This is a genomic window from Leptolyngbya cf. ectocarpi LEGE 11479, assembly GCF_015207065.1.
In the GTDB taxonomy this organism is placed as follows: domain Bacteria; phylum Cyanobacteriota; class Cyanobacteriia; order Phormidesmidales; family Phormidesmidaceae; genus Leptothoe; species Leptothoe ectocarpi.
This window is the reverse complement of the sequence record NZ_JADEXP010000039.1, coordinates 14,059-27,238: the sequence shown is the minus strand read 5'-3', so window position 1 is coordinate 27,238 and position 13,180 is coordinate 14,059. Positions and strand designations below refer to the sequence as shown.

The window sequence follows — 13,180 nt, the reverse complement described above, 5'->3', positions numbered from 1 at the left end:
TGGTCAAAAGCGGTGATTCGCTGGATCTGGGCCAAGGGCATTGTCTGGAATTTGTCTCTGCCCCTAATCTTCACTGGCCCGACACCATTTTTACCTACGACAGCGGCACCCAGGTGCTTTATACCTGCGACGTGTTTGGCATGCACTACTGTGACGACAACCTCTATGATGAGCTACCGCAGCTGCTGGAAACTGACTTTCAGTACTACTATGACTGTCTGATGGGACCCAATGCCCGGTCTGTGTTGGGAGCCCTAAAACGGATGGATAAGCTTACGGTCGGTCTAGTTGCTACAGGCCATGGACCGCTGCTGTTGCAACATCGCCAGGACTGGATCGAGCGCTATCGTACCTGGAGTGAGGCTCAGTCAAAGGCAGCTCCTTATGTAGCGATGTTCTATGTTGCTGACTATGGCTATAGCGATCGCATTGCCCGAGCCATTGCCCAAGGTTTGACCAAAACCGGCACTGAGGTTGAGCTGGTGGATATGGAAGAAGCCGACCCCCACGATATAAGAGAACTGGTGGCAGAGGCTGCAGCCCTGGTTATTGGCATGCCGCCCCAGGAAAATTCATCATCGCTGTTTGCCCCTCTGCTAAGCACGCTACTGGCCGCTGCCCACGACAAACAAGCTATCGGGCTGTTTGAGACCGGTGGCGGTGATGATGAGCCCATCTATCCGCTGCGCAATCAGTTTTTAGAGTTCGGACTCTCCGAAGCATTTCCACCAGTTTTAATTAAAACAGAGCCATCGACTGCGACAGACCAGCGCTGTGAGGAAGCGGGCACCGACCTGGATCAGTGGCTAGAAAAAAATCGACGACCGCGACGCAACAAACAGCTAGAGTCAGGCTTGGACCAGGCACTCGGGCGGCTGAGCACCGGGCTCTATCTGTTGACTACTCGCAAAGATGAGGTCACCAGTGCCATGCTGGCTTCCTGGGTGATTCAGGCCAGCTTTCAGCCCTTGGGTCTGGCAGTAGCGGTAGCCAAAGATCGGGCAATAGAGTCTCTTCTCCACGGCGGCGACACGTTTGTTCTCAATGTTTTAGAAGAAGACAACTATCAGCGATTGACAAAACATTTTCTCAAACGGTTTCCCCCCGGTGCCGACCGGTTTACAGGTATCGCCACCTATAACGCCAACAACGGCTCACCGATTCTGGCTGAGGCTCTAGCCTATTTAGAATGTACGGTGAACAGCCGAGTAGACGCCAGCGACCATTGGATTATTTATTGCACCGCCGCTGTGGGTCGTGTTGCTCATCCAGATGGCATTACAGCCATACATCACCGCAAAGCAGGCAGCCATTACTAGCGCTGTTGCGACTCTAATCTCGGGAATTGTATGAAAAGTACCCAATATTCTGATTGCCCCCCTAAATCCCCCAATACTAGGGGACTTTGACAAGGAAGAAAGTTATCATGACCTCAACATTATCCATCGCTGAAACAACATCACTGCCGACGGCTAAAGTGCGCCCAAGAGATGTACAAGTAGACGAGATCGGCCTTGACACTCGTGTGTTGCGATCTCGCACCTGGGACCGGCTTAAGTTTGAAGTTGAATATGGTCGCCGTCGCGGAACAACGGCGAATTCGTATATTATCATTGGCGATCAAACAGCAATTCTCGACCCGCCAGGAGAATCTTTTACAGACATCTATCTAGAGTCTTTACAGCAGCAAATTGATGTAGCCACCCTTGACTATATTGTCGCTAGCCACGTTAATTCAAATCGTATTGCGACCCTAAAGCAGCTCTGTATTTTGGCACCCCAGGCGACTATTATTTGCTCTCGCCCTGCTGCCAATGTATTAAAAACGGCGCTACCTAATAACCCAATTTCAGCTGTACGTAGCGGCGACTGTCTTGATCTCGGCCAAAATCATCGGCTGCAGTTTGTTACCGTGCCGACACCCCGATGGCCTGATGGCCTGTGTACCTATGACCCAGCCAGCAAGATTCTTTACACCGACAAACTCTTTAGTGCTCATGTTTGTAGCGATACCGTATGGGATACAGACTGGCGTAAACTAAACAGCGATCGGCGCTACTATTTTGATTGTCTCCAGGCTCCCCAAGCAAAACAGGTCGAAACAGCGCTCAAGGCGTTTGAAGCATTCACCCCAAACCTACTGGCTCCGGGTCATGGGTCGCTAATTCGTCACAGTCTTAGCCGGTTTTACCAAGACTATCGGCAGTGGTGTCAAGAACAAACCCAGCGCCAGCTACGGGTAGCTGTGCTCTACGCCTCGGCCTATGGCAGTACGGCTACTATGGCCAACGCCATTGCTCAAACGCTGACTGAGTCAGAGCTGGCGGTCGAGTTAATTAACTGTGAGCACACGCCCGCAGATGCACTGGCTCAGACTGTCGCCGACTGTGATGGATTTATTATTGGTTCTCCTACCCTCGGGGGTCACGCTCCAGTGCAGGTACAGACAGCACTGGGAACAATTTTGACCCACATTGCTAAAACTAAGCTGGTGGGGGTATTTGGCTCCTATGGCTGGAGCGGTGAGGCGATTGATTTACTCGCAAACAAGCTGCGGGATGCGGGCTATCGGTTTGGGTTTGAACCACTGCGGATTAAGTTTAGCCCCGATGAAGAAGGGCTCAATACCTGTCGTGAAGCGGCAACTCGATTTGCCCAACAGCTGCGTAAACGGTCACGACAGCAGAGCCCCCGCCAGACAGCAAGAGATGCTCAGGCCAACCGCACTGCCCAGGCAATGGGACGAATTATTGGATCGCTTGGGGTAATTACGTTTGAACATCATGGAGAGAACCGCGCTATTTTGACATCCTGGGTTTCTCAAGCGAGTTTTACACCCCCCGGTATTATGGTGGCACTGCCGTTGGGAGATGGTGCGATCGCAAGCTTACAAACCGACCGACCTTTTGTACTTAATATTCTCAAAGAAGGACGTCGCGTACGTCGCCACTTTTCTTGTCAAACATCCTGTCAGGTAGAACCCAAACCCCTGAGCACCGAACGCACCGATAGTGACAAGCTAATACTGACAGACGCCCTGGCCTATCTACAATGCCTGCCAAAAACTCACACTGTTGCAGGTGATCATCTGTTAATTTACGCTCAAATCAGCAGCGGAGACCTATTAGAAAGCGATGGCCTAACGGCGCTTCAGCATCGCCAAACGGGTAGTCAGTATTAAACAAAGTGTGGGCCGTAGTTTCTAAATAAGCTACGGCCTCAATTATAGATAGAAGACTTCAGAATACGCTACCGATAGCTCTCAAGATTTTTGAGTGCTGGGGGAAACCTCAGAGGCTCTGTCTCTGCTTTGCCAGCGGTCAAATTAAAGTAGCCAATCGTCATCAATAAACCCAATCCACATCCCAACAAAAACGACCGGCTCTGTATCAGGTTTAAAGCCTGATAGAGTCTGCGATCGCAATTATTGACAGGACCTATCCATACGTCTGGCGTAAGATTTTCAACTGTTGTCACAGAAAACTCTTTAACCGTCATAGCGCCATGCTCTGAAGCTTAAAAGCCAGGCTAATTTTGACCAGATATACCAGCAGGCCCCAACATGCATGACTTATAGCGAATAGCCATACTTGTTAAGACAGCTAAAAAAACAATCTTCGAACAACAATCTCCTCTAAGTTATGAGGGACCGTGCTGTGTAGGTAGACTGCGGTGTGTATCTGCTTTTAATCCTCTAAGCAAAATTCAGCCGTGTCAAATGCCTATAGTCAATTACATTGATAAGCATTGCCTATGAAACAACGAGGTTGAGGAATATGGATTTTATGAATTCCTTCATCCTTAATCCAATTAGAGGAGTTTACTCAAGTCAGGATTGAGCTTTCTCAGCGTTTCTGCAATGTCCGGAGCTGAGTCAATCAGCTCAAAATCTTCAAATTCAAATCCTGGTGCGACAGAGCAGCCCACCAGCACTCGATTCTTGAGCGGTACGGCGGCCTGCCAATAGCCAGCAGGAATCACATGGCAGAAGTTCATGGACTTCGCCGAGAGTTCAATGGACTCCAGGCTAGACGATTGGCCATCCCACTGATATAGATAAAGCCCCTCTCCCTGATAAAGGTTCCAAACTTCGTCGTTACTGACACGATGAAAGCGGCTGACTTCATGGGGTTCGAGAGAAAAGTAAATATGCGTTAGGGCTGTCCTTGTTTTGTTATCAGTAGAGAGCTTTTTCGCAGAGCGATAAACTTCTAGATAACGGCCACCTTCGGGATGTTTTAGCAGATCGGAGTATTTCATACCAGGCATGAGGTTTTTTTCACCACACTAAGAGCAACAGCTTCAGCTACTTTTATCCCATCAACGCCAGCCGAGAGAATACCGCCTGCGTAGCCTGCACCTTCTCCAGCAGGATAGAGTCCCTTGGTATTGAGGCTCTGAAAATCATCGCCGCGCTTAATGCGAATCGGAGATGATGTCCGAGTTTCGACACCGGTAAGCACCGCATCATGCATGGCAAATCCTGGAATTTTTTTGTCAAACACAGGAATCGCTTCGCGGATGGCCTCAATGGCGTAGTCTGGCAAACTGGGGCTCAGATCGCACAGATGCACACCGGGTCGGTAAGTGGGTTTAACGCTTCCCAGCTGTGCGGATGGTTGCCCCATGAGAAAGTCTCCCAATAGCTGGCCTGGAGCCTCGTAGGTGCTGCCCCCTAGCTCAAACGCGCACGCTTCTAGCTGCCGCTGCAGGGCAATTCCGGCCAGCGGGCCAGCGGGATAGTCGGCTTCGGGTGTGATACCGACAACGATGCCGCTATTGGCATTCTTACCACTGCGTTCATACTGACTCATACCGTTGGTTACCACTCGTCCGGTTTCGGAGGTAGCTGCCACCACCTGACCACCGGGACACATACAGAAACTATAGACCGAGCGACCGTTGCTGCAGTGATGCACTAGCTTATAGTCCGCCGCCCCCAAGATGGGATGTCCTGCCTGCTCACCAAACCGGCAGGTATCAATCAGCGGTTGAGGATGCTCCACACGAAAGCCGATGGAGAATGGTTTAGGTTCAATGTAGACACCCCGATGATGGAGCATTTCAAAAGTGTCGCGGGCGCTATGGCCCACTGCAAGTACAACATGATCGGTACGAATATAGTCGCCGTTGGCCAGCACCACCCCTCGCACCTGATGATCTTCAATGTCAATATCGTTCACACGGGTTTCAAACCGAACTTCGCCACCGAGAGAGAGAATGGTGGTGCGCAGATTCTCAACAATTTTGACTAGGCGATAGGTGCCAATGTGGGGTTTGTTCACATAGAGAATCTCTGGGGCCGCACCTGCATTGACTAGCTCTTGCAGGACTTTGCGACCGTGATGGTTGGTGTCTTTAATCCGGCTATAGAGCTTGCCATCAGAGAAGGTGCCCGCGCCGCCCTCACCAAACTGGGCATTGGACTCGGGCTTAAACTTGCGCTTACTCCAAAAGCCAAAGGTATCCACAGAACGCTCATGGACGGCCTTACCTCGCTCCAGAATGATGGGTTTAAATCCCATTTGGGCCAGCAACAGACCGGCAAACATACCGCAGGGGCCGTTGCCGATGACAACCGGGCGGTGTTCTAACATGCTAGGAGCCTCTGCAACGTAGTGATAGCTAGTGTCCGGTGTGGGTTTGACATGGGCATCGTTTTTGAACCGACCCAGCAGCTGTTTTTGCCTGGGTGTCTCCACATCAACAATGTACACCAGCCGAATTTCACCCCGCTTACGGGCATCATAGCTGCGCTTGAAGACGTTGTAGCTGGTTAGGTCCGCAGCCTTAAGACGTAGTTTTTTTAGGACGGCGGTATGTAAATCCTCATCCGTGTGGTCGAGGGGCAGCTTGATCTCAGAAAGGCGCAGCATGAAAAGTAATGGGCATGGGTCACTGCCTATTTTGCCACGGTTGTCTGGGGATGGCGCTGTGCTCCGTACTGGGGATGTGATGAATGTCACAGGATGCCCTTAGGAATCACTATGGGCAATTTGTATCAAATTAAACCAAATCGTTCACACCCGTTAGGGACACACATCCATGACCAACTATCGACATCAGCTACCCCAGCTATCAGACCGTGTTTTTATCACCGATGCTGGCCTAGAGACCGTATTACTGTTTCAGCAAGGTTGGGATTTGCCGGATTTTGCTTCATTTACTCTCCTGGATCGCCCTCTGGGCAATGCAGCCCTCCGTAACTATTTTGATATCTATGGTGAACTGGCCCAAACCTACGGTATGGGTCTGGTTTTGGAGGCTCCTACTTGGCGGGCTCATGCTGACTGGGGCAAACGTCAAGGGTATGGTGCAGCAGAACTGGCGGATGTGAATAGACGTGCGATCGCACTGCTCGAACTCACCCGCAACACCTACGACACCTCCCACACACCCATCGTCCTCAGCGGCTGCATCGGTCCCCGTGGCGACGGTTACAACCCTGACAGCCTGATGAGCGCCACCGAAGCTGAGCAATACCACCAGGATCAGATTGATACCTTCCGCAATACCACAGCGGACCTGATTACGGCCATGACCATCACCTATGCCGAAGAAGCCATTGGCATTGTCCGCGCGGCCCAAAAGGCCCAGATGCCCGTCGTCATTTCCTTTACCGTCGAAACCGACGGCAAGCTGCCCACAGGGATGAGCTTAGAGGACGCCATCAACAGCGTCGATCAGGCCACCGATGGCTATCCAGCCTACTACATGATCAACTGCGCCCATCCCATCCACTTTGACCGGGCTATTCTCAATCAGGGAGCTTGGGTCGAGCGCATTCGCGGCATTCGCGCCAACGCGTCCATGATGAGCCACGCCGAACTCGACGAAGCTGAAACCCTGGATGACGGCAACCCCCAAGATCTGGGTGAGCGCTTCTACATCCTCAAGCAGCAACTGCCCCACCTAACCGTTCTAGGGGGCTGCTGTGGCACCGACCACCGCCACATTGAGGCCATTTGCAAAGTCTGCGGACCGGTTATGGCTCCGGTCATGGCTGAGTAGGGCAGCGACAAACATGGTAGACAAGTAAAAGCTCTCCTGTTTCTCTATCCACCGTGCTCACCCAAACGCGCAAATTCCTAGCCCATCCTCCTGCTCCCTGGCTGGAGCGACTGTCCTTAGTCGGCATCGGGCTAGGAATTTTAGTGAGGCTGGTCCAGTACTTGAGCAATCGCTCCCTCTGGTTTGATGAGGTCTCCCTGGCTCTCAATTTACTAGAACGCGATTATTTGAGGCTGCTCCAGGCGCTCGATTACAACCAGGCTGCGCCACCTCTATTTCTCTGGGTTGAGAAATTTTTAATGGACGTGTGGGGCACCCACGAATATGCCCTGAGACTATTTCCGCTTTTAGGGGGGCTGTTGTCGCTATGGCTGTACTACCGCTTTACGCGACAGTTTGCCCGTGGCTGGACTCGCCCCATCGCCCTGTGGCTGTTTGCCATGCAAAGCTATATTGTCTACTTTGCTGGTGAGACCAAACCCTACAGTTGGGATGTCGCCCTGGGTCTATGGTTGTTTATGGTGGTGATATCTCTAGATACCATCAAACCTCGCCTAAATAGGCTAGCCACCGCCGCTGTGCTGGGCGCAGCCAGTATCTGGCTGGCCTTTCCCAGCATTTTTGTCATGGCCGGAGTGGAGGGTGGCAACATTGTTAAGCTCCGTCTCTGGCAGGCTCCTTGGTCACAGATAAAAGCGTTTTGGGTGCGACGCATACCGCTCTACAGCGTTTGGGTCGCCAGCCTGGGCTGTCTTTACTTTGGGATTATTCGCCAAACCTTAGCAGAAACTGGTCTCAGCGATGGCTGGGCCAGCCGTTACCCCGACAGCTGGTTTGATATTCTGTGGCTGCTCGATTCCATGAGTCGCTTCTTTTATCGGCCTATGGGGTTTAGCAGCCCCGCCGATGGGATTGCAATTGTGGCCTTTCTCACGGGTGTGGTCTGTCTGTATCGAAATCAGAGATCGCACCTACTCTACCTAGGCGCTCCCTTTATTGCCAACTTAGTCGCCTCCTACCTACACAAATATCCCTTTAGAGAACGCTTAGTGTTGTTCCTAGTTCCCTACGGATTGATTATCGTGGCCGAGGGAATTGTCTTTTGGCTAAGCCGCTGGAACAAACGCCCCCGCATCCTCAGCCTCATTAGCGTAATCATGGCTGTCGGTCTGATCATCATGCCGGTGGGCAAGTCTTTACGGAATATGGTGCAGCCCGCCCGATTTCACTTTGACCATGTGCGACCCGCGATGGAATATGTCCAGGCCCAGTGGCAGCCAGGAGATAAGCTCTACGTCTTTTCGAGGGCACGGCTACAGTTTAGCTATTACAACCATCGCTTCAATTTTTCTGACGCGGATACGGTCCTGAGTACCCTAGATGTTGGCATCAAAAAACTGGAAAGTGATGATCTCGACCAGTATGCGCAAGAACTCACTTCACTCAAAGCCGGTCCCCTACAGGGCAAATCTCGCGTTTGGATGCTGTTAGCCCGAAAAAAACCAAACGCTGAAGATGACATCGTAGAACGTCTCAACCAGCTAGCAATTCCATTAGAACGCAAACAATTTCCGGGCGCTATGGTAGGGCTATACGATTTAGCTCAATCAGCATTTCAGGGAGCTAACTGAGCAATGCCTTTAAAAGATATTGCTAATTGCGCACAGCGCACAGAAAATGAGCTATGATTCAATCATTCAAGACTAAGAACTTAGAAGTCTGGTGGAAAGGTACCCAAGAGGAGCCTCCAAAAGACAAAAACATGAAGCTGCCAAGTAAGGCAGCTAAGAAGCTAAAAGCGATTCTGAAATCTTTGAATACTGTCCGTTCGTTTGGAGAACTGAAGGAAACCTTTTCGGCTAATAGCTATAAATTTCAAAAGTATAAGAAGCACGGCGAAGATTGGTGGGAAATTCGAGTAAGTGGTAACTATCGATTGATATTCCACTTCAATAAAATGACTGCCGATGTAACCGGTATCGAATACACAGACGGAACTCACTCAAGACCATAGAGCATAAAATGACTGAGACACGCTTTAACCACTTGCCACTGTGTGAGCGCCCAATGCCAGCGGCAGAAATTATCAAAGATATGCACATGGACGATATGAGTGGTGCGCAGTTGGCTGAAGCTATCGGCGTTAGTGCCTCTACCATCAGTCGCATGCTCAGTGGTAAATCAGCTTTGACACCTGAGCTGGCTATCAAAATTGCCGCTCATACGGGTGGCTCGCCAGTGGTCTGGATGCGGATTGAGACCGAGTATCGGCTGGCTATCGCACAGCTGGAAACAGATGTCTCCGGCATCAAGCCGCGTGAACTCATCGAAGCGTAAGCCTTTCTCCATACCTAAACTTCTTGAGCCACACTACGATTTACCCAATCGGCGCTGCTGCTATTTCTACACTATGGCCATTTCGACACAGCCGCTGAGCCTTACCAAAGTAGACTCTCCCATAGGAGAGATTTTGCTAGTCACCGATGCCGATGTGCTAGTGTCACTGGATTACGTAGGCTACGAACAGAGAATGATGCGTTTGTTAGAAAAGCGCTATGGCTCATTTTCCTTGACTGAAATGAGCCACGGAAAAGCTGACCGACCTGTCAAAGATATCGTGGCCCGCATCCGCGCCTACTTATCAGGCGATCTGAGCATCATTGATGAGATCCCAGTCAACCCTGGCGGGACTAAATTTCAGGCCACTGTCTGGCATGCTCTCCGTTCGATACCACCAGGATGTGTCATGTCCTATGGTGAACTGGCCCAGCAGCTGGGTAATCCCGCCGCTGTCCGGGCTGTGGGCACTACCAACAGTCTGAACCCAATTTCTATTGTGTTGCCATGTCATCGAGTGATCGGCGCTAACGGTAGCCTGACTGGCTACGCCGGAGGTTTAGAGCGTAAACGCTGGCTGCTGGAGCATGAAGGCGTACAGCTAGCTCAGCTCAAACAATCCCGTCATGGGAAACAACTTTCTCTACTTGACGAGCAATAACAATTCATATCCCTTGTGCAACTCACCTCAGATTTAAAGCACACATCCGCCCAGGGTTGGAAACCCAGGGCTACTGAAGGGTGTCCACTGGAAGGGACACAATCATCGGAGATATGTTTTTAGGTTTCGCTTTCATAAGTGTCAACTAGACTTCAACCGGTCTACGATCGAGCAATAGCGTCTCCCAGCCAAATTGTCCCTTTTAGCGGACAACCCTCAGTTAGCGCTGGAGTTTCAACTCAGCGCGGGCTTCTGCCTAGCAGCAGACGTCTAAGGCACTCTAGCCGCACCTACGCTGGTCTCGCCTGTGGCCACAACAACTGTGTCAAATAGGCTGATGTCAGTATCGGCAGGGAATGACACATTAAACGAGCCGCTGGTCTCAGGAAGAGTCCCTAGATCAACAGTCTGCTTGGCTAGGTCACCCCCGATGGTCAAATAGCTTTTTAGCTCGCCTGTAGCATCGGTGGCAAAGTCTTGAAAGGCGAGATCGCCACCGACTCCGGCGATGATGGCAACACCGACATTACCACTGGTGGTGTGGTTATTGGCTCCTGAAAACGCGCCCATAAACGTGCTGTTCCTTAGCTAGGTGAGTCAATCAACGTCCATTGTAGGTTGGAGCTGGGCATACAGCCCCCAAATGGCCATGGGACGCAGATAATGACAGGCACGAAATGTTCCTACGGCGGTAATCGCCTCTGGGGTGCGAAATTGCAAGCCATAGTCATAAATCTGGCGCACCACGGCTTCTGTAATCGCCATGGCCTGCTCCCGCTTGCCCATCTGGGCTAAAAATGCGGCTAGGCCAAAGTTAATGCCGGTCCACACCTCCAGCTGATGGGTATCGTCCGGGTTCTGGGGGGAACCGTCGGGTTTGACACCATTAGCGGCACCAATGGCCATGCCTAGCTGAGCCGCACTAAAAAATCCAGCCTGGGCACCTTCAAACTTTTGATTTTGCGGTGTGGCATGCTTGGCGGCATACTCGTTGAATTTTATAAAACAGGCATCGTAAATAGTGTCTAGGGCGATATCGATGTATTCTTCATCGACAATGTCTGGCAGATCCATCAGACGGGCGCAAAACTGACCGCAGAGCTGATCGGCCATCACCACATCGGATTTGCTCTCGGCATCCAGACGATAGAAACTGCCAGTCCACAGCTTGTTTTGATAGACAATTTTGCCCTGTTTTATCCAGCGCTGATATTGAGACTTGAGAATAGCAAAGCTGCCCGAGATTTTTTGGTGCTGCTGTAGGATTTCACCCATTTTGATGGCGGCTTCCAACGCTGCTAGCCAGAGACCACCGCAGTAGGCGCTTAATCCTTTTAGCTGCCAATCGTCAAAGGTTTGGTCAGGAGCACCACCATTTTCAGGAACGCCGTCCCCATCGAGATCAAACAGCTTGAGATACTGGATTGTCTCAGTTACCGCAGGCCAGCACTCGGCCAAAAACTCAATATCGTCACCACCAGTCAAACAAAAAGCTCGGTAGACCTGTAGTACAAAATCGCTGGGCAGATCTTTCCACTGGTTGCAGTCTTGATAGCTGGTGTAGTTGGTGGCAATCCAGGGGTTTTCATTGGGAGCCCCCAGATCGTGGGGGGTGGCACCTTTGATTTTTCGGGGGGCCAGATGCTCACCTTCGCCAACGGTGTAGTAATAGCCAATAATGCGCTGTTTGGGATCTTCCGTAGGAATGGCTCGGGCAAACGCTCGCATGATGGACTTTTCTAGCTCTGGCCACAGCATCAGGGTGGAAAAGCCACCGTATAGTCGCACATCCAGGCTTTCATACCAGCGATAGTCCATGCATTCCAAGATGCCAAACTGGCCCACCGGGTCACCGTCGCTAGCGGCGGACCAGAGGGTACCTCCGCTGGCCATGTCGTACAGTTCGTTAAACAGGGCCATTTTGAACCAGTCGGGGAGATCTGATCGATCGAGAATGGGCTGCTGCCAGTCGATAATGTTTTGTCGCCAGGTTGAGTAGTTGGCTAGAGCATCTTGAGCTATCTGCCAGGCATTGCGACCGGAGCATGAGTAAAAATCGGTATATCGCCGATAGGCTCGTTTTCCGGTGGCAAACTCAGTGACGGGGAGGTCCCAGCTCAGTACGAAGGGGATTTCTTTGGTTTCGTTAGGGGCTAGGGTGAGTTCGATTGAGATCGCACCCCCCACCTGCTCATCTTCACCGGCAGACGTTGTATCAGCAACATTTCTTAATTTACCGGTAGCCGCAAAGCTGTTCCACAGATCTGCTCCGTCTCCAGCTGGGTTCCAGCGGGTATGGTAGGTCACCCCTGCCGCCGCTGGCACCGCAATACAGAACTGTCCGTCGCCCTCGCCAGGGCTGCCTGACCAGCCCCCATCCATCACAATGCCTGTGGCATGGTCGCTATGCACCCGCCGATTAAAATTGCCCGCACTCTGCCGCAGCCGGGGCACATAGTCGTAAAACGGACTGCCATCCTCCCGCTGCTGAATCTCCGGCGACGCTTCAGCATTCGTAAACCAGCTCACCATGTTCTGCCAGCTCAGCAAAATACTCAGGGTAATTGGCTGGTCTGTCGGGTTATGGGCCGTCCACACAAACACCGCCACTGGATAGCTGCTCTCTTGATAGTTATGGGGCCATATGGGCGAAAACTGCTCACAGGTTAGCTCTGCTTGAAAGATATCCTCATAGCAGTACCAGCTACGAGGGTATAAGGCTTTGTAAGTTCCGCCTTCCCCTTTTCCCCTTTCCCTTTCTTCTAGATTGTGGGCATTGCCCACCCTACTTCTTTTATCGTCCTGCAGGCTGAGCGCAGCCGAAGCCGGATACCATTGCCAGCTATCTAACCCCTCGCCCGATGTGGCCATGGCATAGGTCTGCGATTCCCCCGCCGTTTCCTCACAAACTAAAAACTGGCAGGCAGGAAACTGAGCAAACGTATGCTCTCCCCCATCCAAATGCCACAGGTTAAATATCCCGTTGGGAGCCCGACCCATGCAGCCAGCTCCCAGCCCCCCCAAGGGGATACCATGCTCTGGACCGTCATCTAAATTACTGGCATAGCGGACAATGTAAGGCATTTCCCAGGTCGCGCCAATAGGCCAGGTCCAAGCAACGGAGGGAATTTTGGGAGCGGGCATAGATTACCGTCACAAACAGCAATCAGC

12 protein-coding genes are annotated in these 13,180 nt (G+C 51.6%); 7 read left to right on the top strand and 5 right to left on the bottom strand.

Annotated features, from left to right (window positions below; all coding sequences use genetic code 11):
* Positions 1-1,319, top strand: a 1,319-nt coding sequence (locus IQ260_RS06930; protein WP_193992100.1) for a diflavin flavoprotein, incomplete at its 5' end; no start/stop codon positions are given.
* A gap of 107 nt (positions 1,320-1,426) precedes the next feature.
* Complete coding sequence (locus IQ260_RS06925) at positions 1,427-3,181, top strand: diflavin flavoprotein (RefSeq protein ID WP_193992099.1); 1,755 nt, start codon at positions 1,427-1,429, stop codon at positions 3,179-3,181.
* Positions 3,182-3,249: 68 nt separating this feature from the next.
* Here the strand turns inward: IQ260_RS06925 and IQ260_RS06920 are convergent, their stop codons facing one another.
* From IQ260_RS06920 to IQ260_RS06910, 3 genes are all read right to left on the bottom strand, one after another.
* Entirely contained in the window at positions 3,250-3,498 is a 249-nt protein-coding gene (locus IQ260_RS06920) for a hypothetical protein (protein WP_193992097.1), read from the bottom strand.
* A gap of 312 nt (positions 3,499-3,810) precedes the next feature.
* Entirely contained in the window at positions 3,811-4,260 is a 450-nt protein-coding gene (locus IQ260_RS06915) for a cupin domain-containing protein (RefSeq protein WP_193992095.1), read from the bottom strand.
* Positions 4,257-5,876 (bottom strand): NAD(P)/FAD-dependent oxidoreductase, encoded by a 1,620-nt coding sequence (locus IQ260_RS06910; protein ID WP_193992093.1) that lies wholly within the window; start codon positions 5,874-5,876, stop codon positions 4,257-4,259. Before IQ260_RS06910 ends, IQ260_RS06915 begins: the two co-directional genes overlap by 4 nt.
* Before the next feature lie 169 nt (positions 5,877-6,045).
* Between IQ260_RS06910 and IQ260_RS06905 the strand changes: the two genes are divergently transcribed.
* The 5 genes from IQ260_RS06905 (at position 6,046) to IQ260_RS06885 (ending at position 10,009) form a co-directional block, all read left to right on the top strand.
* The gene (locus IQ260_RS06905; protein ID WP_193992091.1) at positions 6,046-7,011 is read left to right on the top strand and encodes a homocysteine S-methyltransferase family protein; all 966 of its coding nucleotides are present in this window, start codon (positions 6,046-6,048) and stop codon (positions 7,009-7,011) included.
* Between the two features lie 53 nt (positions 7,012-7,064).
* Entirely contained in the window at positions 7,065-8,642 is a 1,578-nt protein-coding gene (locus IQ260_RS06900; RefSeq protein WP_193992089.1) for a hypothetical protein, read from the top strand.
* A gap of 53 nt (positions 8,643-8,695) precedes the next feature.
* On the top strand, positions 8,696-9,025 hold the full coding sequence (locus IQ260_RS06895) for a type II toxin-antitoxin system RelE/ParE family toxin (RefSeq protein ID WP_193992087.1): 330 nt from the start codon (positions 8,696-8,698) through the stop codon (positions 9,023-9,025).
* Positions 9,026-9,033: 8 nt separating this feature from the next.
* A complete protein-coding gene (locus IQ260_RS06890) occupies positions 9,034-9,348 on the top strand; it encodes a HigA family addiction module antitoxin (RefSeq protein WP_193992086.1) in 315 nt (104 codons plus the stop codon).
* A 73-nt stretch (positions 9,349-9,421) separates the two neighbouring features.
* On the top strand, positions 9,422-10,009 hold the full coding sequence (locus IQ260_RS06885; protein WP_193992084.1) for a methylated-DNA--[protein]-cysteine S-methyltransferase: 588 nt from the start codon (positions 9,422-9,424) through the stop codon (positions 10,007-10,009).
* Between the two features lie 270 nt (positions 10,010-10,279).
* On the opposite strand, the gene IQ260_RS06880 is transcribed toward IQ260_RS06885, so the two are convergent.
* Positions 10,280-10,579, bottom strand: coding sequence for a hypothetical protein (locus IQ260_RS06880; protein WP_193992082.1), 300 nt, complete (start codon positions 10,577-10,579; stop codon positions 10,280-10,282).
* Positions 10,580-10,606: 27 nt separating this feature from the next.
* The gene (locus IQ260_RS06875) at positions 10,607-13,153 is read right to left on the bottom strand and encodes a GH116 family glycosyl hydrolase (RefSeq protein WP_193992081.1); all 2,547 of its coding nucleotides are present in this window, start codon (positions 13,151-13,153) and stop codon (positions 10,607-10,609) included.
* Positions 13,154-13,180 lie beyond the last annotated feature (27 nt).

Bases quoted from the DNA above. Each gene is read 5' to 3' on its own strand.
- IQ260_RS06885 (WP_193992084.1), top strand. From the start codon at position 9,422: ATGGCCATTTCGACACAGCCGCTGAGCCTTACCAAAGTAGACTCTCCC.
- IQ260_RS06920 (WP_193992097.1), bottom strand. From the start codon at position 3,498: ATGACGGTTAAAGAGTTTTCTGTGACAACAGTTGAAAATCTTACGCCA.
- IQ260_RS06915 (WP_193992095.1), bottom strand. From the start codon at position 4,260: ATGAAATACTCCGATCTGCTAAAACATCCCGAAGGTGGCCGTTATCTA.
- IQ260_RS06895 (WP_193992087.1), top strand. From the start codon at position 8,696: ATGATTCAATCATTCAAGACTAAGAACTTAGAAGTCTGGTGGAAAGGT.
- IQ260_RS06880 (WP_193992082.1), bottom strand. From the start codon at position 10,579: ATGGGCGCGTTTTCAGGAGCCAATAACCACACCACCAGTGGTAATGTC.
- IQ260_RS06890 (WP_193992086.1), top strand. From the start codon at position 9,034: ATGACTGAGACACGCTTTAACCACTTGCCACTGTGTGAGCGCCCAATG.
- IQ260_RS06925 (WP_193992099.1), top strand. From the start codon at position 1,427: ATGACCTCAACATTATCCATCGCTGAAACAACATCACTGCCGACGGCT.
- IQ260_RS06875 (WP_193992081.1), bottom strand. From the start codon at position 13,153: ATGCCCGCTCCCAAAATTCCCTCCGTTGCTTGGACCTGGCCTATTGGC.
- IQ260_RS06910 (WP_193992093.1), bottom strand. From the start codon at position 5,876: ATGCTGCGCCTTTCTGAGATCAAGCTGCCCCTCGACCACACGGATGAG.
- IQ260_RS06905 (WP_193992091.1), top strand. From the start codon at position 6,046: ATGACCAACTATCGACATCAGCTACCCCAGCTATCAGACCGTGTTTTT.